Source organism: Shimia aestuarii (assembly GCF_022814865.1).
GTDB classification, from domain to species: domain Bacteria; phylum Pseudomonadota; class Alphaproteobacteria; order Rhodobacterales; family Rhodobacteraceae; genus Shimia; species Shimia aestuarii_A.
In genome coordinates this window covers 71,516-93,060 of the sequence record NZ_JAKVRD010000004.1, presented here as the reverse complement: position 1 = coordinate 93,060, position 21,545 = coordinate 71,516, and the positions used below count along the sequence as shown (strand labels likewise).

19 protein-coding genes are annotated in these 21,545 nt (G+C 61.4%); 9 read left to right on the top strand and 10 right to left on the bottom strand.

The features are described 5' to 3' along the window. Nucleotides 1-63: 63 nt before the first annotated feature. The 7 genes from MK745_RS05720 to MK745_RS05690 form a co-directional block, all read right to left on the bottom strand. Complete coding sequence (locus tag MK745_RS05720) at nucleotides 64-1,344, bottom strand: DUF3422 family protein (RefSeq protein WP_243612317.1); 1,281 nt, start codon at nucleotides 1,342-1,344, stop codon at nucleotides 64-66. Nucleotides 1,345-1,447: 103 nt separating this feature from the next. Beyond that, nucleotides 1,448-1,861, bottom strand: a complete 414-nt coding sequence (locus MK745_RS05715) for a PaaI family thioesterase (protein WP_243612316.1) — start codon at nucleotides 1,859-1,861, stop codon at nucleotides 1,448-1,450. 126 nt (nucleotides 1,862-1,987) lie between these two features. Beyond that, nucleotides 1,988-3,430, bottom strand: coding sequence for an NAD(P)(+) transhydrogenase (Re/Si-specific) subunit beta (locus tag MK745_RS05710; RefSeq protein ID WP_243612315.1), 1,443 nt, complete (start codon nucleotides 3,428-3,430; stop codon nucleotides 1,988-1,990). 13 nt (nucleotides 3,431-3,443) lie between these two features. Beyond that, nucleotides 3,444-5,018 carry a Re/Si-specific NAD(P)(+) transhydrogenase subunit alpha gene (locus MK745_RS05705; protein WP_243612314.1) on the bottom strand — a complete coding sequence of 525 codons (1,575 nt, stop codon included), beginning with the start codon at nucleotides 5,016-5,018 and terminating at the stop codon, nucleotides 3,444-3,446. 139 nt (nucleotides 5,019-5,157) lie between these two features. Then, nucleotides 5,158-5,610 carry a methyltransferase family protein gene (locus tag MK745_RS05700; protein WP_243612313.1) on the bottom strand — a complete coding sequence of 151 codons (453 nt, stop codon included), beginning with the start codon at nucleotides 5,608-5,610 and terminating at the stop codon, nucleotides 5,158-5,160. Next, a complete protein-coding gene (locus tag MK745_RS05695; RefSeq protein WP_243612312.1) occupies nucleotides 5,607-6,026 on the bottom strand; it encodes a rhodanese-like domain-containing protein in 420 nt (139 codons plus the stop codon). Before MK745_RS05695 ends, MK745_RS05700 begins: the two co-directional genes overlap by 4 nt. Nucleotides 6,027-6,138: 112 nt before the next feature. Further along, nucleotides 6,139-7,098, bottom strand: a complete 960-nt coding sequence (locus MK745_RS05690; RefSeq protein ID WP_243612311.1) for an MBL fold metallo-hydrolase — start codon at nucleotides 7,096-7,098, stop codon at nucleotides 6,139-6,141. Nucleotides 7,099-7,261: 163 nt separating this feature from the next. On the opposite strand from MK745_RS05690, the gene MK745_RS05685 reads away from it, so the two are divergent. The 3 genes from MK745_RS05685 (at nucleotide 7,262) to kynA (ending at nucleotide 10,359) form a co-directional block, all read left to right on the top strand. Beyond that, nucleotides 7,262-8,017, top strand: a complete 756-nt coding sequence (locus tag MK745_RS05685; RefSeq protein WP_243612310.1) for an SDR family NAD(P)-dependent oxidoreductase — start codon at nucleotides 7,262-7,264, stop codon at nucleotides 8,015-8,017. A gap of 164 nt (nucleotides 8,018-8,181) precedes the next feature. Beyond that, nucleotides 8,182-9,375: a kynureninase gene (gene kynU, locus MK745_RS05680; RefSeq protein WP_243612309.1), complete on the top strand. Its 1,194-nt coding sequence runs from the start codon at nucleotides 8,182-8,184 to the stop codon at nucleotides 9,373-9,375. Nucleotides 9,376-9,519: 144 nt separating this feature from the next. Beyond that, nucleotides 9,520-10,359: a tryptophan 2,3-dioxygenase gene (gene kynA, locus MK745_RS05675; protein WP_243612308.1), complete on the top strand. Its 840-nt coding sequence runs from the start codon at nucleotides 9,520-9,522 to the stop codon at nucleotides 10,357-10,359. A gap of 12 nt (nucleotides 10,360-10,371) precedes the next feature. Here the strand turns inward: kynA and MK745_RS05670 are convergent, their stop codons facing one another. The 3 genes from MK745_RS05670 to MK745_RS05660 all read right to left on the bottom strand — a co-directional run bounded on the left by MK745_RS05670 (nucleotide 10,372) and on the right by MK745_RS05660 (nucleotide 13,704). Beyond that, nucleotides 10,372-11,148, bottom strand: coding sequence for a gamma-glutamyl-gamma-aminobutyrate hydrolase family protein (locus MK745_RS05670; RefSeq protein WP_243612307.1), 777 nt, complete (start codon nucleotides 11,146-11,148; stop codon nucleotides 10,372-10,374). A gap of 152 nt (nucleotides 11,149-11,300) precedes the next feature. Then, entirely contained in the window at nucleotides 11,301-13,433 is a 2,133-nt protein-coding gene (locus MK745_RS05665; protein WP_243612306.1) for a malate synthase G, read from the bottom strand. Nucleotides 13,434-13,557: 124 nt separating this feature from the next. After that, a complete protein-coding gene (locus tag MK745_RS05660; protein ID WP_243612305.1) occupies nucleotides 13,558-13,704 on the bottom strand; it encodes a DUF2256 domain-containing protein in 147 nt (48 codons plus the stop codon). Nucleotides 13,705-13,824: 120 nt separating this feature from the next. On the opposite strand from MK745_RS05660, the gene pepN reads away from it, so the two are divergent. The 6 genes from pepN to MK745_RS05630 all read left to right on the top strand — a co-directional run bounded on the left by pepN (nucleotide 13,825) and on the right by MK745_RS05630 (nucleotide 21,542). Then, a complete protein-coding gene (pepN, locus tag MK745_RS05655; protein ID WP_243612304.1) occupies nucleotides 13,825-16,377 on the top strand; it encodes an aminopeptidase N in 2,553 nt (850 codons plus the stop codon). Further along, the gene (locus MK745_RS05650; RefSeq protein WP_243612303.1) at nucleotides 16,374-16,802 is read left to right on the top strand and encodes a hypothetical protein; all 429 of its coding nucleotides are present in this window, start codon (nucleotides 16,374-16,376) and stop codon (nucleotides 16,800-16,802) included. The genes pepN and MK745_RS05650 overlap by 4 nt, the downstream gene beginning before the upstream one ends. Nucleotides 16,803-16,915: 113 nt before the next feature. Continuing rightward, nucleotides 16,916-18,214: a hypothetical protein gene (locus MK745_RS05645; protein WP_243612302.1), complete on the top strand. Its 1,299-nt coding sequence runs from the start codon at nucleotides 16,916-16,918 to the stop codon at nucleotides 18,212-18,214. Nucleotides 18,215-18,288: 74 nt separating this feature from the next. Continuing rightward, complete coding sequence (gene gatB / locus MK745_RS05640; RefSeq protein ID WP_243612301.1) at nucleotides 18,289-19,800, top strand: Asp-tRNA(Asn)/Glu-tRNA(Gln) amidotransferase subunit GatB; 1,512 nt, start codon at nucleotides 18,289-18,291, stop codon at nucleotides 19,798-19,800. A 55-nt stretch (nucleotides 19,801-19,855) separates the two neighbouring features. Beyond that, nucleotides 19,856-20,878, top strand: a complete 1,023-nt coding sequence (locus MK745_RS05635; protein ID WP_243612300.1) for a hypothetical protein — start codon at nucleotides 19,856-19,858, stop codon at nucleotides 20,876-20,878. A gap of 250 nt (nucleotides 20,879-21,128) precedes the next feature. Further along, on the top strand, nucleotides 21,129-21,542 hold the full coding sequence (locus MK745_RS05630; RefSeq protein ID WP_243612299.1) for a CopD family protein: 414 nt from the start codon (nucleotides 21,129-21,131) through the stop codon (nucleotides 21,540-21,542). The last annotated feature ends 3 nt before the right edge of the window (nucleotides 21,543-21,545 follow it).

Below are 21,545 nucleotides of genomic sequence, written 5' to 3'. Positions count from 1 at the left end.
CGCCATAGACGTCGCGCACGCGCCGGATCGTCCCCACGGTCCGGCGCATTTCGTTTCAGCGCCTCAATGCATCTTCTTCTTGATCCGGCGCACCATCGCCCACACGGCAAGCACCACCGGAAGCACAAGGATCGCCGTTAGCTCTCCCTTGCTGATCCCGATCCACCCTGCCACCGGATAGGCCAGATAGGCCGCCAGCGAGAGCGCGTAATAGCTGATCGCCACGACCGAAAGCCCCTCGACTGTCTCTTGCAAGCGAAGCGCAAGATCGGCCCGCCGATCCATGCTCTCAAGAAGCGCCTGGTTCTGCGCCGAGCGCGCCACATCGACCTTGGTCCGGAGCAGATCGCCTGCCCGCGCCGCGCGTTCCGACAACTCGTGCAACCGTTTTTGCGTCGAGGTCACGGTGCGCATTGCCGGATCATAGCGCCGCATCATGAACTCGCGGAAGGTCTGCCGCCCGTCCACGCGCTCCTCGCGCAATACCTCAATCCGTTGGTGCACAATCGCCTCATACGCCCCCGTCGCGCCAAACCGGAACGCGCTTTCCGCAATCATATTCTCAAGCTCTGCAGAGACCTGTAGAAGCCTGTCCAAAGTTCTTTCCGGCGCTTCATCTTCCTTGCGAATATTGCCCATGAGCTGCGTCAGGCTGGTGTCCTGAGCTCCAAGGCTCGCAGAAAGGCCACGCGCCCGGCTAAAGCCGAGCATCGACATGCTCTTGTAGGTTTCGATCTCACAAAGCCGCTGCACGATCCGTCCGACGCGCCGCGCCCCTGTGCCCGGCTGCACGAAACATGCCATACGCATATGCCCTGCCGGGTTGATGCGGAAATCAGTCGCAATGACCGCCGCCCCATCAAGGACCGCCGAGGCCGCAAGGCTCTCCGGCACGAACCAGTCCCTGAGGTTCTCGCGCAAAACCTCCTTGGCCGGTGTCTCACCAATCCGGATAAGCGCCGAGGTGATCCGCACGCCCGGCACTTCGGCAAGCCAGTCTTCAGGAAAGACTTCGAACTCCGCCGGATCAAACGCCCGTGCCCCAAGCCCATGGGTGAACACCGTATAGGTGACGAACTCGGTATGCTGTTCCCATTTGAGAAGATGCCGCCCGATTTTGCCCGAGTAATGCGTTGCCCCAGGTTGCGGATGCGTCCCCCCGTGCCGGTCGAGCAGCTTGCACAGATGCGCCAAATCCTGCGACCGGTCCCGCGCCACGGCATCATGCGGCTGCTTGATGGCAAGAAACACCGCGGTGCAAGGCACTTCAAGCGAGGGAAACGGACGGGCATGAAGCTCATTGGTGAGCTTATAGCGCAGCGGATGGTCTTCGATTGGCGGCATGGCGCGGCTCCTGAACTTCAGGCCAACCTACGCCTTTTTCCCCAAAAGTAAAGAAGTGAGTTATTTCAATGTGTTAGCGGAATACAATGGTATACAAACCCCTCTAGCCCCGCGTCTCCACCGTCAGGATCGTGCCCTGCGCCGCTGCACAGAGAAGCTCCTCCCCCTCTCGCAATGCAAAGACATCACAACGACACACCGCTTGGCGTTTCCCGTAGGAAACGACCTCGGCCCGCGCAATCAACACCTCGCCAATCGCCGGGCGGGTGTAATTGATCTTCATCTCCTGCGTGAGCACATTGCCAAGCACCGATCCCCCCGCATAGGTAATCGCATTGTCCGCAAGGTAGCTCAGCACGCCGCCATGCGCGAAACCGTGCTGCTGTTTGTGCTCCTCGCTCAGCACAAGGCGCAATTCCGCCCGCCCCGGCTCGAACTCTGTGAGCTCTGCGCCCAACAACGCACTGAAAGGTTGTGCGGCCAGAACCGCCTTTCCCATTTCCATCATATCGGTCATGCGCTTTCCTCCTGCGCTGATCCGACCACGCCGCGCGCGGCCCTGTCAAAACCGACGTGACGGCAAGGCGTGCATTAAAAAAAAGGCGCCCCGAAGGGCGCCTTTCAAACTCTCACGTGACTGGGATCAGTTGACCATGGTCAGAAGGGTGTCGAGCGACTGTTTCGCATCGCCATAGAACATGCGCGTGTTCTCCTTGAAGAACAGCGGATTCTCGATCCCCGAGTAACCGGTGCCTTGGCCCCGCTTGGAGACAAAGACCTGCTTCGCCTTCCAGCACTCAAGAACCGGCATCCCCGCGATGGGCGAGTTCGGGTCTTCCTGTGCGGCCGGGTTCACGATGTCGTTGGAGCCGATCACGATGGCCACGTCCGTTTCCGGGAAGTCGTCGTTGATCTCGTCCATCTCCATCACGATGTCATAGGGCACCTTGGCTTCGGCCAGAAGCACGTTCATGTGCCCCGGCAGACGGCCTGCGACCGGGTGGATCGCAAAACGCACGGTCTTACCCTTGGCGCGCAGACGCTTGGTCAGCTCGGCCACGTTCTGCTGTGCCTGTGCCACAGCCATACCGTAGCCCGGGATGATGATGACCGAGTCGGCCTCGTCGAGCGCCTGGGCCACGCCCTCGGCGTCGATCGCGACTTGCTCGCCCTCGACTTCCATCGCCGGACCCGTCGTGCCACCAAAGCCACCGAGGATCACGCTGATGAACGAGCGGTTCATCGCCTTACACATGATGTAAGACAGGATCGCACCCGAGGAACCGACAAGCGCGCCGACCACGATCAGGAGGTCGTTGCCAAGCGAGAAACCAATCGCCGCCGCGGCCCAACCCGAGTAGGAGTTGAGCATCGAGACAACCACGGGCATGTCCGCGCCACCGATCCCCATGATGAGGTGATAGCCAATGAACAGCGCCGCGATGGTGAGGATCGCAAGCGGCAGCATCGCGCTCGTGTTGAGGTACCAGATCAGACAGACCAGCGACAGGAGCGCCGCGCCCGCGTTGAGCGCATGACCACCCGGCAGTTTCGTCGCCGCCGAAGTGACCTTGCCCGACAGCTTGCCATAGGCAATGACCGAGCCGGTAAAGGTCACGGCACCGATCCAGACGCCGAGCGACAGTTCGACCAGAAGGATATTGATCTCGATCGGCTCTTTCTTCGCGATCAGCTTGCCAAAGGCGCCAAGCTCTTTCACCGCGTCACCGCCCGCCACAAGGGCTGCGGCTGCGTTGCCGATCTCGAAATGCGCGTTAAAGCCGACGAAGACCGCCGCCAGACCGACAAGCGCGTGCATCCCCGCGACAAGCTCGGGCATCTGCGTCATCTCGACCTTGGAGGCGAGTTGATAGCCAATGAGACCCCCCGCAAGGATAAGCGGGATCGAGAGCCACCAAAGCCCAACGCCGGGGCCGATCAGGGTCGCGAAGACCGCCAGCGCCATACCGACGATGCCGTACCATACGGCGCGCTTTGCGCTTTCCTGGCCCGAAAGCCCGCCGAGCGACAGGATGAAGAGGACAGCCGCAACCACATAGGCTGCCGTAGTAAATCCGTATTCCATTTGCCTCTACTCCTTACGATTTCTGGAACATGGCGAGCATGCGCCGTGTTACGAGGAAGCCGCCGAAGATGTTGATCCCGGCCATAAAGACCGAGGCGGCAGCGAGGAGGATCACCAGGAAGGAGCCCGATCCGATTTGCATCAGGGCGCCAAGAATGATGATCGACGAGATGGCGTTGGTCACGGCCATGAGCGGCGTGTGCAGCGAGTGCGACACATTCCAGATCACCTGGAAACCGACGAACACGGCGAGGACGAACACGATAAAGTGCTGCATGAAGCTCGCAGGCGCCACAAGACCGACACCAAGAAGAATAGCAGCCCCAACCGCAAGCAGGGTCACCTGCTGTTTGGTCTGTGCCTTGAACGCGGCCACTTCCTGCGCGCGCTTCTCTTCGGCGGTAAGCTCTTTGGGCTCTTCCTTCTTCGGCTGCGCCGCGATGGCCTGAACCTTCGGCGGCGGCGGCGGGAAGGTGATCTCGCCCTGATGGGTCACGGTCGCGCCGCGGATCACGTCGTCTTCCATGTCATGCACGATCTGACCGTCTTTCTCGGGGGTCAGGTCGGTCATCATGTGACGGATGTTCGTCGCGTAAAGCGTCGAGGCCTGCGTCGCCATGCGGCTCGGGAAATCGGTGTAGCCGATGATGGTCACGCCATTGTCGGTCACGATCTTCTCGTCTGCCACGGTCAGCTTACAGTTGCCGCCCTTCTCCGCCGCGAGGTCAACAATGACCGAGCCCGGCTTCATCGCTTCGACCATGTCCTTGGTCCAAAGCTCAGGCGCTTCGCGGTTGGGGATGAGGGCCGTGGTGATCACGATGTCGACTTCCGGCGCCAACTCACGGAACTTGGCAAGCTGGGCATTGCGGAATTCTTCCGACTGCACCGAGGCATAACCGCCCGTCGCTGCACCGTCCTGCGTTTCCTCTTCAAAGTCGAGATAGACGAACTCGGCACCCATCGATTCGACCTGTTCGGCCACTTCCGGACGCACATCAAAGGCGAGCGTGATCGCGCCAAGGCTGGTCGAGGTGCCGATCGCCGCAAGACCGGCCACACCGGCGCCCACGACAAGAACCTTCGCCGGCGGAACCTTGCCCGCGGCGGTGATCTGACCCGTGAAGAAGCGACCAAAGTTGTTGCCTGCCTCAATCACGGCACGGTAGCCCGCGATATTGGCCATGGACGACAGCGCGTCCATTTTCTGCGCGCGGCTGATACGTGGCACCATTTCCATGGCGATCACATTGCCGCCCTTGGACTTGGCAAGCTCGAGGCCTTCCTCGTTGCCGCCCGGATTAAAGAACGAAATCAATGTCTTGTTCTTATTCAGACGCTTGAGTTCCGTCTCATTGGGCTGACGCACCTTGGCGATAATGTCGGCGTCTTTCCAGAGCGCCGCCGCCGTTTTGACGATCTCTACGCCCGCAGCCTCATAATCTGCGTCCGAGAAACCAGCCTTCTCACCCGCGCCGCTTTCGATGGCGCAGTCATAGCCCAGTTTTTGAAGTTGCTTGGCGGAATCCGGCGTCATCGCGACACGGTTCTCTCCGTCAAACACCTCTTTTGGTGTTCCGATCTTCACGTTTTCAGTCCCCCTTCGTTCAAAGAGCTCGAAATTTTATTTCGCGCAAACCCTGTTGCGGTTGCGGAAAGTTCTAACGTCACCGCGAATGCTGCACAAGCAAAGTAAGCCATTCGGGGCGTCTTTGTTCGTAACGTCATCAGACCCAGCGCCTCGTTTTCTGCGTGTAGCGGAAAAAGTCGGCGCGGAACTTGCGCCGAAGCCGGTTCTCCTCCGGGATGACGAAACGCCGCTCGATGATCCAGACGAAGATCGGCACGAGCGGCAGCGAAAGAACCGCGTCCATGTTCAGGATAAGCCCCGCAAGGAAAAGCGTGTCCCCGACATAGATCGGGTTGCGGGTGCGGCTATAGATCCCGCTCGTGACAAGCCGTTCGGCGTCGCGGTGCGGGATAAGCGTCGTTTTCATCCGACGCATCTCGTAAAAGGCCAGAAGCATGAGGACGACCCCGCCCCCGGCAAGGATGCCCCCAAGGAAATCCGCCCAAACCCCGCCAAAGCTGAGGCCGAGCGGATAGAATGTCGCTTGCGCCCAGGCGAGGCCAAGCGCCGCAAGAAGCCACATTGGCGGAATATCAATCCAGTTCTTCATTCCGGTTTATACGCCGCTGTTTCCTGCCACCCGATGATCCCAGACTGGAGCACCACCACATTCTCGCGCCCCATCAGGCGCGCCGAAAAGGCGGCCTGCGCCGAAAGCGATCCCGTGTTGCAATATAGGATGACAAGGCCGCTCTCAGGCAATTCATCAATCCGCCCCGGCACCTCGCGCCATTCGATATGCGTCGCACCCGGAATATGCCCGGCCTCGAACTGGTCCGCGCTGCGTGTATCGACAAAGGTCGCCGCCTCGAACACGTCCCTATCGAGTTGCTGCGGCAGAATGATCCCCGCCTCGTAGGTTGCGAAATCCATGTAGTCGGTGATCGCTTCGGCCACGGCCTCTTCATCCGCGAAGGCGGGCAAGGCAAGCGTCGCCGCAACCAACATGGCAATAAGTTGTTTCATGGACATTTCTTTACAGTAGCCGATCCCGTTCGCAACGCGTCATGTCGCAAAAGGCCGAAAAAAGGACGATTTGTCACAAACTCCCGGCCCCTTGGAACAATCCCCTAGGAAATCATTCCCATTCCATCTCTTCGAACACGCGCCCGGCGTTCTTTGTTGCCAGTTCTTCAAATGTATCGAGGTATTTCCATTTCTCCTGATCGACGTAATAGGCCCCGGCAAGGTCGCCGCCCTCGTCGATATGCGCGCCGATCTTCTCGCGCAGGTCGCTGAGATAGCCAGTGGTCTCCTCACGCACCATTGCCATGTTCGTAGGATGCCCATGGCCCGGTATGACATAAGTCGCGGCAAGATCCGTGAACGGTCCCTCGAAGGTCTCGATCCAACAAGAGGTGCAGATCCCCTCAAAAATCGGCGGCATCCGTTCATGGAAGGCAATATCGCCCGCGATCACGATGTCCCATTCGGGAATCCAGACCTGCACGTCACCCGGATCATGCGCAGGGCCAAGATGCAGCGCCTCGATTTTGACGCCGCCCATCTCGATCTCATACGTGTCCTCAAAGCTGAGGTTCGGGGTGACGGTGCGCGTCCCTTCCGCCTTGTCGCGGTTGTAGCGCTGCATGCCCTGAAGGATGAAATCCGCCTCTTCGGTGAACGCGTCGATCGCGTCCACATGGGCAAGGACATCCACCCCCTGATCGACCCAATAGGAATTGCCAAGCATGGCATGGCCCTGCCCGTTCTCGTTGATGACGAGTTTCACAGGCTGATCCGTGACCGCCTTGATCTCATCATGAAGCGCCTTGGCAAGGCGCGCCGACGCACCGCCATTGACGACCACGACGCCATCGCCGGTGACGATAAAGCTCAGGTTGTTGTTATGGCCCGAGTTCTCATAGGTCGGCGGCGCGGTCGCTCCAATCGCTGAATAGACCCCCGGAATGACCTCGTAAGGCTTCGCATAAAGCTCCGACTGCGGGTACTGGTCTGCAATGTCCTCAAAGCCCATCGCGGCTCCGGCCCCAAGCACCAGCGCGGCGGCAGAGGCAATACTGATAAAACGAGTCATGAACGCTCCTCCCTGCGGTTCAACACATCTGCCCAACAGCCATACAGAACAAATTCATAAATGTGAATTGTTTTAGATGTCCTCTCTGATCCCAAAGTGACGGTACGACCTTCTTGCCCCATGGCCATGCCTTGATACGGTCGGGGCAAAGGGAGGAATGAACATGGATCATCTCAAAGGAAAACACGCGCTCATCACGGGCGGCGGAACGGGAATCGGTCTCGCCATTGCCCGCGCGCTCGCCGCCGAAGGCGCCAACGTGACCATAACGGGCCGCCGCCGCGACGTGCTCGAGGAACAGGCAGGCGACGGTCTTTTTGCAGTGCAAATGGACGTGGCTGACGAGGAGTCGGTGGTGAACGGTGTCGCCGCCGCCGTCGAGGCCCGTGGCCCGGTGCAGATCTGCGTCGCCAATGCCGGGGTGGCCGAGGGCCGTGCCCTGCACAAATCGTCCCTCGCCGAATGGCGGCACATGATGTCGATCAACGTGGACGGCGCCTTCCTGACCATCCGCGAAAGCCTCAAGTCTATGGTCACGACGGATTGGGGCCGCGTCATCGGCATCTCCTCCATCGCGGGCCTGCGTGGCCTCAAAGGCGCGCCTTGCTATTCGACCTCGAAACACGCGCTCAACGGTATGATCAAGGCGCTCTCTGCCGACTACGCGACCAAACCCTATACCTTCAATTCGCTCTGCCCGGCCTATGTCGACACCGACATCATCGCCCGTAATGTCGAAAGCATCTCTGCCCGCGCCGGCGTGAGCAAGGAAGAAGCCCGGCACATGATGGTTGGCGTGAACCCCCATGGCCGCCTGATTACTGCCGAAGAAGTGGCCGAGGCGGCGATGTTCCTCTGCGGCGCCCACTCCGGCAGCATGAACGGCCAGACCATCCAAATCTCCGGCGGCGAGATGTAGGCCCTCACCACCGATAAGAAATCAAACGCCCGCCCGACCCCGGCGGGCGTTCTTCTTTGCTGAAATCACAAAACTTGATGGCTGAAATCACAAGAATTGCTGGTGCGCGGAAAAATTCGATCCGCTAAAGCGTTTTGAAACACCTGCCCCACAGGAGACGCGCCATGACCGATTTCACCGCCACCAAAGCCATGTTCGACCTGCCCGAGGGCGTCATTTACCTCGATGGCAACTCTCTCGGTCCCCTCCCCTCCGCCGCACCTGCCGCGATGGAGCAGGTCATGCGCAGCGAATGGGGCGAGATGCTCATCACAGGCTGGAACAAGGCCGGCTGGATGGCCCAGCCCGCCCGCGTCGGCAACCGCATCGCCCGCCTGATCGGGGCCGAGCCGGGCCATGTCGTCATGGGTGACACGCTCTCGATCAAGGTCTATCAGGCCCTCGCCTCCGCCCTTGAGATGCGCCCCGACCGCCACGTGGTCCTGTCGGATTCTGGCAACTTCCCCTCCGATCTCTACATGGCCCAGGGGCTCCTGAAATCCCTCGGTGACGACTACGAACTCCGCGTCGTCGCCCCTGAAGATGTGTCCGACAACATTACCGACGAGATCGCCGTTCTGATGATTACCGAGGTCGACTATCGCACCGGTCGCCTTCACGACATGAAGGCCCTGACCGAGAAGGCCCACGCCCACGGCGCGCTGACAGTCTGGGATCTCGCCCATACCGCGGGCGCAACAGATGTGCACCTCGCCGAGTGCAACGCCGATTTCGCTGTCGGCTGCACCTACAAATACCTCAATGGCGGCCCCGGCTCCCCTGCCTTCATCTACGTCGCCCCTCGCCACGCCGACGCAGCGCGCCCCGCGCTCTCCGGCTGGCTCGGCCACGAGGCGCCCTTCGCCTTCGACCTCGACTACCGCCCCGGTGCAGGCATCGAACGTATGCGCGTTGGCACGCCCCCGGTTCTCGCCCTCGCTGCCCTCGAACAGGCGCTCGACATCTGGGACATGACCACGATGACCGAAATCCGCGCCGCCTCGCAGGATCTGACCACTCTCTTCATCGAAGAGGTCGAGCGCCGTTGCCCCGACCTCGCGCTCGCCACGCCTCGCGACCCCGCCCAGCGCGGCTCGCAGGTCTCTTTCCGTTTCGAACACGGCTACGCCGCCATGCAGGCCCTGATCGCGCGCGGCGTGATCGGCGATTTCCGCGCCCCCGATATCATGCGCTTCGGCTTCACGCCGCTCTATATCGACGCCGACGACGTGCGCGCCGCCGCCGAAATCCTCGAAGACGTGATGACAAACCGCCTCTGGGACGATCCCGCCTATCAAACCCGCGCCGCCGTCACCTAATGCACCCGCGCACCCCGCATATCCCTCTTTGTCGCCCCGCAGGCTGGGTCGCCCTTTGGCGGCGGCTGGCGGCGTTCGGCACGCTCAACCACCGGAGTCTCCTTGTCCCTGTGATACGCTCATCCCAAGACAAAGGAGACCTCCATGACCACCCCCACTTCCGCAAACCCCGAAGACCACGGCGCCCAGATGTCCTTTGACGGGCGCATGTCCTATGGCGACTACCTGTCTCTCGACAAGATCCTGACCGCACAAGCCCCACTCTCCGATGCCCATGACGAGATGCTCTTCATCGTACAGCATCAGACCTCCGAGCTTTGGATGCGTCTCGCCATTCACGAACTAACCGCCGCCCGCACCCTTCTGGCCAAAGGCGAAACCCGCCCCGCCTTCAAGATGCTCGCCCGCGTCGCCCGCATCTTCGAGCAACTGAACTCGGCTTGGGACGTGCTGCGCACCATGACCCCCTCGGACTACACGCGCTTCCGCGACGCGCTCGGGCAAAGCTCGGGCTTTCAATCGCATCAATACCGCCTGATCGAATTCATCCTCGGCAACCGCAACCGCGCCATGCTCAAACCCCATGCCCACCGCGCCGATCTCGTCGCGCTACTGGAGGAAGAACTGACCCAGCCCTCGCTCTACGATGTAGCACTCACGGCCCTGAACGAGAGCATCGCCCTTCCACCCGAGGTTCTGAACCGCCCGCGCGACAAAGCGCACGCCGCCACCCCCGCCGTCGCCGCGGCATGGGCGCAGGTCTACCGCGACCCGGAACACCATTGGGAACTCTACGAGTTGGCCGAGAAATTGGTCGATTTCGAGGATTACTTCCGCCGCTGGCGCTTCAACCACGTGACCACGGTGGAACGCGTCATCGGCTTCAAACGCGGCACAGGCGGCACCGGCGGCATCTCCTACCTCAAGCGCATGCTCGAGGTCGAGCTGTTCCCCGAACTCTGGCACCTGCGCACCGATCTCTAATCCCGGCGTGGATCAGGCCGATTTCAACGCCGCGCCCTGCCGCCCCTCGGCCCAGGCGCGCACCGCATCGCCAAACGCCTCGAACAGAGGACGCGAGACCGGATCATTGGCCGCGTCCCATTCCGGGTGCCACTGCACCGACAGGGTAAAGCCCGGCGCGTCCTTGATATAGATCGCCTCGGGCGTGCCATCGGGGGCATAGCCGTCGATGACCACCCGTGCGCCCGCGCGCTTGATGCCTTGACCGTGAAGCGTGTTGGTCATGACCTTCTCTGACCCCATCAGCCGGTGGAACACCCCACCCTCGCTGAAGGTCACGCAATGGCGCAGGGCGAATTTCTCTTCCAACGTGCCATCTGGCGGCATCCGGTGATTGTCGCGCCCCGGCAGGTCGCGGATCTCCGGGTAGAGCGAGCCCCCCATCGCCACATTGACCTCTTGAAAGCCGCGGCAAATGCCAAGGAATGGCTGCCCCCGTTCGACACATTCCCGCACCAGCGGCAGCGCGATCGCATCGCGCGCCCGGTCGAAATCGCCATGCGCCGCCGTGGCCTCCTCGCCATAATGCTCGGGATGCACGTTGGGGCGGCCACCGGTGAGAAGGAAGCCATCACAGCGCTCCATCAATTCCGCGACTGAGACGAATCTCGGATCCGCCGGCACCAGAAGCGGCATACAGCCCGACACCGACGCCACCGCCTCGGAATTCATCGTGCCCCCGGCATGGGCCGGGTATTGATCGTTGATGAGATACTGGTTGCCGATAATGCCAACGACGGGCCGTGCCATGCTGTCCTCGCGCTTGTCCTTGGCGGTAACATAGGCGCGCGCCCGACGAATGGCAAAGGGTTCCCTTAGGGACGTGACGCCCCCTCTTCTTCTCTGTGAAAATACTTCTCGGGGGAGTGTGAGGGGGCAGACAGCCCCCTCACCCCTGCCACTTATTTCAGCGCTTTCAATTCAAGGCGCCGCGCGTGCAACACAGGCTCGGTATAGCCCGAGGGCTGCACCCGCCCCTTAAAGACAAGATCACAGGCCGCCTGAAACGCGACGCCCGCGAAATCCGGCGCCATCGGGCGATAGTCCGGATCGCCTGCGTTCTGACGGTCGACCACGGCGGCCATCTTTTGCATCGCGGCCATGACCTGCGCCTCACTCACCACGCCGTGATGGAGCCAGTTCGCCAACGCCTGGCTCGAGATCCGGCAGGTCGCCCGATCTTCCATAAGGCCCACGTCATGGATATCCGGCACCTTGGAACAGCCCACGCCCTGATCGACCCAACGCACCACATAGCCAAGGATGCCCTGCGCGTTGTTCTCGATCTCCTGCTGGATGGCCTCGTCCGACAAGTTCTCGCCCGCCATCACCGGGATGGTGAGCAGATCGTCCAGCGTGCCGCGTGCCCCGCCCGCCTTGATCTCGCCCTGCCGCGCCAGAACGTCGACCTTGTGATAATGCGTCGCGTGCAGCGTCGCCGCCGTCGGACTCGGCACCCAGGCACAGTTCGCGCCCGACATCGGATGGCCGATCTTCTGGTCGAGCATATCCGCCATCCGGTCCGGCATGGCCCACATCCCCTTGCCGATCTGCGCCTTGCCCTGAAGGCCACAAGCCAGACCGATATCGACATTGCGATCCTCATAAGAGGCAATCCACGGCGTCGCCTTCATCTCGCCCTTGCGCAGGAACGGCCCCGCCTCCATCGAGGTGTGAATTTCGTCGCCCGTGCGATCAAGGAACCCGGTGTTGATAAAGGCCACACGATGCTTGGCGGCGCGGATACATGCCTTGAGGTTCGCGCTGGTACGCCGTTCCTCATCCATAATCCCGATTTTCACCGTATGGCGTGGCAGGCCGAGGATATCCTCCACCGTGTCAAAAATCCGATCGGTGAACTGGACCTCCTCCGGCCCGTGCATCTTCGGCTTCACCACATAGACCGATCCATGAAGCGAATTGCCGCCCTCGGCCTGCAAGTCATGCATCGCGATCATCACCGTGATCAGCGCATCCATCAGCCCCTCGCCGATCTCGGCGCCGTCGCGATCAAGGATCGCAGGGTTGGTCATCAGATGTCCCACATTGCGCACAAGCATGAGCGACCGCCCCTTGAGCACCGCCGCACTGCCGTCCGGCGCGCAGTAGGAGATATCCGCGTTGAGGGTCCGGGTGAAACGCTTGCCGCCCTTGCTGACCGCCTCAGCCAAATCGCGCCGCATCAGGCCGAGCCAGTTGCCATAGGCGACAACCTTGTCCTCGGCATCCACGCAAGCGACCGAATCCTCACAATCCATGATCGTTGAAAGCGCGCTTTCGAGCGTCACATCGTTGATCCCCGCCGGATCGGAGGCACCGATCTGGCCCTCCGTGTCGATCTCAAGGATCACGTGCAGACCGTTGTGCTTCAGGAGGACACGCGACGGCGCATCTTCCGCGCCGACATAGCCTGCGAATTGCGCCGGATTTGCCAGCGCGGGCACAAGGTCCCCGCCCGTCACGGAAAGCGCGCCTGCCTCGGCCCAAGACCCGCCCGCAAGCGGCACCGCCTCATCAAGAAATGCTTTCGCCCAGGCAATCACCCGCGCGCCGCGCGCGACGTCATAACCTTTGCCCTCTGGCAGGTCGCCCAAGGCATCCGTGCCATAGAGCGCATCATACAAAGACCCCCACCGCGCATTCGCTGCGTTGAGCGCAAAACGCGCATTGGTGATCGGCACGACAAGCTGCGGCCCCGGCACGTTTGCAATCTCGGGATCGACATTGGCGGTCTCAACCTCGAAATCCGCGCCTTCCGGCAAGAGATAGCCGATCTCGCGCAGGAACGCGGTATAGGCCTCCGCATCATGCGCCTGCCCCTTGCGCGCCATGTGCCAGCCGTCGATCTTCTGCTGCATCTCCTCGCGCACGGCAAGCAGGCGGCGGTTCTCCGGCCCCAACTCATGTGCAAGCTGGCTCATCCCCTCCCAGAACGCCGCGGCGGGCACCCCGGTGCCGGGCAACGCCTGCGCCTCGATGAACTCCACGAGTCGCGCATCGACCTGCAACCCCGATTTTTCGATCCGTTCCGCCATTTGCCGTTCCCCGCTTTGCGTTTTGTATACCAAGGCACACCAACGAATTAGAACGGAAGTTTCCTATAGGCAACAAGCCCGCGCCCCCGCCCGGACAAAAACACTTGCACGGAAAGCCGAATAATCACCTGCCTGCTTTCTTGTTCCGCCTGCAACGCTCAGAGCAGAACCGCACCTCGTCCCACACCGCACGCCACTTGCGCCGCCATGTGAACGGCCGCCCACAGGTCGCACAGGTCTTTTGCGGCAAGCTTGGTTTCTTATGCGCCATGCTCTGGGTCTCCGTCTCTCCTCTCCCAAGAGCTAGCAAGCCCCCCCTGAAAGGAAAGCCTGCTTGCAGCGCCGCCACGATTGTCTACATCTGTTCAGAACGACAATGCAGGAGACTTCCATGCGCGACGCCGCCCCGACCACGATCTACCTCAAGGATTACACCCCCTTCGCCTACCTGATCGACGAGGTGTCGCTGACCTTCCGCCTTGATCCCGGCAAGACCCGCGTCCTCTCCCGCATCGCCTTCCGCCCGAACCCCGACGCTCCCGACCGCCGCTTCTTTCTACATGGCGAAAACCTGACCCTGATCTCGGCGCGTATCGACGGCAAGGATATCGAGACCCACGCCGTAGACGGCGGGATCGAGGCCGATGCCCCCGACGCCCCCTTCATCTGGGAGGCCGAGGTCGAAATCGCCCCCGCCTCCAATACCGCGCTCGAGGGCCTCTACATGTCAAACGGCATGTATTGCACCCAATGCGAGGCCGAGGGTTTCCGCAAGATCACCTATTACCCCGACCGCCCCGATGTCATGGCGCCCTTCCATGTGCGTATCGAAGGCACCGAGCCGGTCCTCTTGTCCAACGGCAACCCCGGCACCTCCGGCGCAGGCTTTGCCGAATGGCATGATCCGTGGAAGAAACCCGCCTATCTCTTTGCCCTCGTCGCGGGCGATCTCGTCAATCACCCCGACACATTCACCACCAAATCGGGTCGCAAAGTCGATCTCAACATCTGGGTCCGCCCCGGCGACGAGGGCAAATGCGCCTTCGGGATGCAGGCGCTCAAGGATTCGATGAAATGGGACGAAGACGTCTATGGCCGTGAATATGACCTCGACCTCTTCAACATCGTCGCCGTGGACGATTTCAATATGGGCGCGATGGAGAACAAAGGCCTCAACATCTTCAACTCCTCCTGCGTGCTGGCCAGCCCCGAAACCAGCACAGACGCCAATTTCGAACGTGTCGAGGCGATCATCGCGCATGAGTATTTTCACAACTGGACCGGAAACCGCATCACCTGCCGCGACTGGTTCCAACTGTGCCTCAAGGAAGGCCTGACCGTCTTCCGCGATAGCCAGTTCACCGCCGACATGCGCTCGGCCGAGGTCAAGCGCATCACCGACGTGATCGACCTGCGCGCCCGTCAGTTCCCCGAGGACCAAGGCCCGCTCTCGCACCCGGTCCGCCCGGAGAGCTTTCAGGAAATCAACAACTTCTATACCGCGACGGTCTATGAGAAAGGGGCCGAGCTGATCCGCATGCTCAAGACCCTCGTGGGCGATGACGCCTACAAACGCGCGCTCGACCTCTATTTCGACCGCCATGATGGCGACGCCGCCACCATCGAAGACTGGCTCAAGGTGTTCGAGGACGCCACGGGCCGTGACCTGACGCAATTCGCGCGCTGGTATTCGCAATCCGGCACGCCTCGCGTCACGGTGCGCGAGGCATTCGAGGGCGACACGCTGACCCTGCACATCTCGCAAATGACGCCGCCCACCCCGGGTCAGGACGAGAAAGACCCGCGCGTCATCCCGATCGCCGTCGGTCTCCTCAACCCCAATGGCGACGAGGTGATGGAGACACAAATCTTGGAGCTGACAGAGGCGGAACAGAGCTTTTCCTTCCCCGGCCATGCCACGCGCCCGATCCCCTCGGTCCTGCGCGGTTTCTCGGCTCCCGTGGTCCTTGAACAGGACATCGACAACGCCCGCCGCGCCTTCCTCCTCGCCCATGACACAGACGCCTTCAACCGCTGGGAATCCGGCCGGATGCTGGCGCGTGATGCGCTCCTACGCATGATCCTCGAAGATGCCGCGCCGGATGCGGCCTATCTCGAGGCGCTCACCACGCTCATGCGCGACGAAACGCTTGATCCCGCCTACCGCGCCCTGATGCTCGGCCAGCCGACGCAATCGGAACTCGTCGGTCTGCTGCACGAACAAGGTCATACCCCCGATCCGCAAGCGATCCACGACGCCTCGGAAGCCTTGCGCGATGCCAAGGCACAGGCGCTCGCCGACCTCCTGCCCGGCCTTTACGCCAACAATCAGGTCGACGGCCCCTTCTCGCCCGATGCCGACGCTGCCGGCAAGCGCACGCTCGCCAATGCCGCGCTCTCGCTCCTGACCCGTCTCGATGGCGGCACGGCGGCGGCGAACCAATACGCCGTGGCCGACAACATGACCCTGCAACTTGCCGCGCTCTCGGCGCTATTGGATGCGGGCAAAGGCGAAGAGCAATTGGCGGCATTTGAAAAACAATGGTCCCATGATCGCCTCGTCATGGACAAATGGTTCGGCCTTCAGATCATGCAGGCTGCGCCCAAGGACACCGCCGCCACCGCCGCGCGCCTGACGGACCATCCCGATTTCAGCATGAAGAACCCCAACCGCTTCCGCGCCGTCTTTGGCGCGCTCGCCATGAGCCACGCGGGCTTCCATCACGAAAGCGGCGCGGCGTATACCCTTCTCGCCGATTGGCTTATCCGCCTCGATCCGCTCAACCCGCAAACCACGGCACGCATGTGCTCCGCGTTCCAGACATGGCGGCGCTACGATGCAGACCGGCAGGCCGCGATCAAGACGGAACTTGAACGCATCCTCGCCACCCCGAACCTGAGCCGCGACACAAATGAAATGGTCTCGCGCATCCTCGGCGCATGAGCCTGCCGTTCCGCCATCAAACCCGGGGGCGGTCCCTGCGCACCGCCCTCGCCGTTGCTGCCGCGCTTGTGGTGCTGATCGGGCTATACCTCGTCGGCACGCTCCTGTGGCTTCTGGCGGTGTTCTCGCTCTTCTTGCTCCCGGCGCTGCTTGACCTCCTGCGCGATCCAAAAGGGCATTTCGAACTGACCGAGACGGACCTCAAATGGGACACCCCGCGCCTCTCCGCAGCCCTGCCGGTCGCGCGCATTGCCAAGGCGCGCTTCGACACGCGCTGGGATTTCTCGGTCCGCGTGACCTTGATCCTCCATGACGGCAAGAAACTGCGCATCCCTCAAGATGTCCTGCCGCCGCATCAAGCCCTTGAAAACGCTTTTAAATCCCTCAACATCCCCGTCGAACGGCACCACTTCAGGGTGATCTGACCCGGCACCTTTCTGCCGCTTCGCAAAACCGTCCGCTTCTTTCCCAAAGGGTGCCTTCTTTCGGCCCGAATGCCTCTGCACATTTGCTCTCAATCAAGGAGTGAATGTCGCGAATGTCTGTTTTCCCGCCCAAGCCACCGTCTTTCAAGAGCATGATTCCCCCGTCCTTGAAGGCGCTGACAAAATCTTTCGAAACCAAGCGCCGCCCCCCCGAGGTTCAGCGTCTGGGCGGCGAAACCTATCGCAATTTGCTCGACCGTCTGCACATCGCCGTCAATGTCATGCCCCCTGACCAGACCGAGGCCGATGACGCACGTGAACACGGCACCTTTCTCGCTCGTCAGGATCGCTGGGACGAACTTGCCGATCTCATCCGCGAGGCGGACCGCGCCCGCCGCACCACCGACGCAGGCCAACCCATCGCCGACCTCCTGTCCTACGGTGGCCGGGCCGACGTGGTGCAGGCCGCCGAGCACGCCCTCTTGCATGGACGCGCGGCAAAAGGGTCGAACTTCTTCTCCGGCGTCGAGGCACTCGAGTTCGTGCTCGACGAAGCGCCCGACAACTACCCGCTCGCGCTGATCGTCGCCAATATGCATATCGACATCGGCTGGGCTTGGCGCGGGGCGTCCGCCACCGAGGAGCTGCGGGCGACCAACCGCGAGGCCTTCCACGCCCATTTCGACCGCGCCAGCGATATTCTCGACGCATTTTGCCCGGTTGACCTCGACTCGCCGGCGCTTGCGGCAGCGCGCTGTGCCCTGCTGCCCGGTCGCCATAGCCCCGAGCTGCATATCATCCGCGAGTTCGAGCAACTCGTTTCCCTCGACCCGATGAACCCGCGCCATATGCGGGCGCTCGGCAACTACCTCCTGCCGCGCTGGTATGGCGACTTTCAGGCCCTCGACCTCGAAGCCCGCCGCACCGCCGCGCGCACCTACGAGGACTGGGGCGCCGCGGGCTATACTTGGGTCTGGTTCGATGCGCTGCTCGTCGATCCCGAAGGCCTCTCCATCTTCGAGCCCGAGTATTTCCTCGAAGGCATCTACGACATCCTCGACGCATGCCGCGATCAACACACAGCCAACCTCACCGCCGCACATCTCTACCAATGCTGGCAGACCGCGCGCGAACGCTACAACGAGACAGGCTATCGCCCCGACCTGCCCCCGGCCCTGCGGCGCGGCTTTGAAACCGTGGTCGAACACCACCTCCGCGAGGTTCACCCAATGATCTGGGGCCATGCCGAGATCGGCTTTGAAAACACCGCCCGCATCATTTCGCACTCCCGCCTAGCCGAAAAGGGCCGCGAGACCGCGCTCTCCGCCATCGCCATGCCGTTCCTCAAACGCCTACAAGATGGCCAGACCGTGACCTTCGGCCCCGACGGCATCCATCACGGGCCCTCCTGACTCCCTGCCCCCTTGCTCCTTTTCGGCCTCTGGCCTAGAACGCGTCCCAATACGCGTTCAAAGGAGTCCGGCAGATGCTCGACCTGACATATGATGCCCCCAAGCCCAAGGTGATCGCGGGCGCCAAGCATGACTGGGAACTGGTCATCGGCATGGAGGTCCATGCCCAGGTTGCGACCCGTGCCAAGCTCTTCTCCGGCGCCTCGACGCAATTCGGTGCCGAGCCGAACTCCAACGTCGCCTTCGTCGATGCGGGCATGCCCGGCATGCTGCCGGTGATCAACGAGGAATGCATCGCTCAGGCCGTGCGCACCGGTCTTGGCCTCAAGGCCGATATCAACCTGTTCTCGGCCTTCGACCGCAAGAACTACTTCTATCCCGACCTGCCGCAAGGCTACCAGATTTCCCAGCTCTACCACCCCATCGTCGGTGAAGGCGAAGTGCTGGTGGAAATGGGCGACGGCACCGCGCGCAACGTGCGCATCGAACGCATCCACCTCGAACAGGATGCCGGGAAATCCATCCACGACATGGACCCGCACATGTCTTTCGTGGACCTCAACCGCACGGGCGTCGCGCTGATGGAAATCGTCTCGCGCCCCGATATCCGTGGCCCCGAAGAGGCCGCCGCCTATATCGCCAAGCTGCGCCAGATCATGCGCTATCTCGGGACATGCGACGGCAACATGCAAAACGGCAACCTGCGTGCCGACGTGAACGTCTCGATCTGCCGCCCCGGCGCTTACGAGAAATACATGGAAACGCAGGATTTCTCGCATCTCGGCACCCGCTGCGAGATCAAGAATATGAACTCCATGCGCTTTATTCAGGCCGCGATCATGATCGAGGCCGAACGCCAGATCAAAATCGTCGAGGCCGGCGGCTCCGTCGATCAGGAAACCCGCCTCTACGATCCGGACAAGAACGAAACCCGGTCGATGCGCTCCAAGGAAGAAGCCCACGATTACCGCTACTTCCCCGACCCCGACCTCCTGCCGCTCGAGATCGAACAGGACTGGGTGGATGACATCGCCAAAGGCCTGCCGGAACTCCCGGATCAGAAAAAGGCCCGCTTCATCGGTGATTTCGGCCTGTCGGACTATGACGCCTCCGTCCTGACCGCCGAAGCCGAGAACGCCGCCTTCTTCGAAGCAGTGGCCGCCGAGGCGGGCGACGGCAAGCTTGCCGCGAACTGGGTCATCAACGAGCTTTTCGGCCGTCTCAACAAGGACGACCTTGGCATCAAATCCTCGCCCGTCTCGCCTGCGCAACTCGCGGGCATCATCAAGCTCATCAAGTCCGACGCCATCTCCGGCAAGATCGCCAAGGACCTGTTCGAGATCGTCTACACCGAAGGCGGCGACCCCGAGGCGATCGTCGAAGAGCGCGGCATGAAACAGGTGACCGACACCGGCGCCATCGAGACCGCCCTTGACGAAATCATCGCCGCCAACCCGGCCCAGGTCGAAAAGGCCAAGGTGAACCCCAAGCTCGCTGGCTGGTTCGTCGGTCAGGTGATGAAAGCCACCGGCGGCAAGGCCAACCCCAAGGCCGTCAACGAGCTTGTTCAGAAAAAACTCGGCTGATACACCTCAAGAAGGGCGGGCATTGCCCCGCCTTTTTTCTTATTGGGGTTGTGCCGTGAAATCTGTTCTAACTTTTCTATCGCTTGCACTTTTTCTGCTGCTGCTCCCGATGGCCAGCGCCGAAAATGCTTATAGTGAAGATTGTAGAGTAGAGGACTACGACTCTTGTGGATCGTTGAGCCTTTACTACGCTCAGGGCACCCCGCCATTCCCCAAAGATGAGGCGCGCGCCAACAAACTTGAAGCGATCTATCTGAAAGGTCTGAGAGCGGCTTGCGAACAAGGCCCGATCGGGAACTGCACACAATATTTCGCGCATTTCCGTATTTGGCAAAAATACTCAGAAGCAGAGAAAATAGAGGCAGCAGTCAAAGCCAAGACTATGTTGGAAAAACGATGTGCGGGGAATGAACCGAAAGCTTGCTCTAAGCGCGCGATCCTCTGGTTGGAATACCTCGGCTCCGACTACCCACAGTATCTCAGGAAAGCCCTTTCTCCAGAGGACATCCCCACCGATCCCGATGCAGACGCCGCATACTGGGATGAGCAGACCAACCGCGCGGTTGCTGCCTCTCTTAAATCCCTGAAAGCCACCTGCGACGCGGGGAATGATCTCTCATGTATCGACTACCATGAAACCCGCGCTTTCTATTCCGATGACACCGACGAAGAAGCTGCCTCCCAGAAGGCGATTGTCACATATTGCGCGAACGGTAACGCGCACGCCTGTTCCCGGATCAGCTGGCTATCCCGCTTTCCCAGTAAAGGGGCTGCCTACGAGGAAATGATGGATCACCTTTCCAACGGCTGCAATGCGGGCTTCGGCCCCTCTTGCATGGCCTACCTAGGGCAACTCTCGTTGGGAGAGAGAGAAGAGAGGCGCACCCCCATTCTCGAAAAGGCCTGCGCCCACGACCACGCAGAGGCTTGCGACGATATCGCCACGGCCGCCTACCGCGCCTATGGCAAGTCGCAAGACGCCGAAACCCTCTTGCGGGCCACGGAATACTTCACCAAGGCCTGCGACCTCGGCGAGATCATGTCCTGCCATTACCTCGAGCATCTGTCGAAAAGCTAACCTGCCTCTCCCCGCGCGGAATTTTCAAAAAATTCCGCCCCGATTTCTTCAAAAGAAATCGTGACCCGCCCGTTAACCCGTGCGCTCCGTTCATCATGCGATCTGCGCGATCCAGACCGACGCAATACCGACGTCATACCGACGTGATACAGATCGCCCTTTTGCCGCGTTAATTCTTCCCGTCACGATCTGGCACATCCCCTTTTTCGGCGCTAGGCTGCGGCCAAATCGAACCGCGAAAGGATCCCTCATGGATTGGGTCAAGATCATCCATCTTCTCTGCGTCATGGGCTGGATGACCTCCGTCTTCGCCGTCCCCCGCGCCATCATCTACTGGAAGAAAGAGCATGACCGCCTTGGCGAGTTCGGCCCCACCGGCGACCTCACCGTGCGCCTCTACCGCTTCTCCGCCATGCTCGCTGTCATTGGTGTCATCACCGGCCTCTGGCTCGCTTGGTCCGTGTGGGATTTCGCCACGTGGACCCACGTGAAGATCACCGCCGTCGCGATCCTCGCCGCGCACTATATCTGGACCGGCCGCATCGTGCTGCGCGCCCGCCGTGGCGAATTCCGCGAGAGCGAGGTTTTCCTTCGTATTTTCAACGAAGTATCCGTCTTCATCACCATCGCGATCCTGTGGGTCGTGGTCGTCAAACCGTTCTGAGGC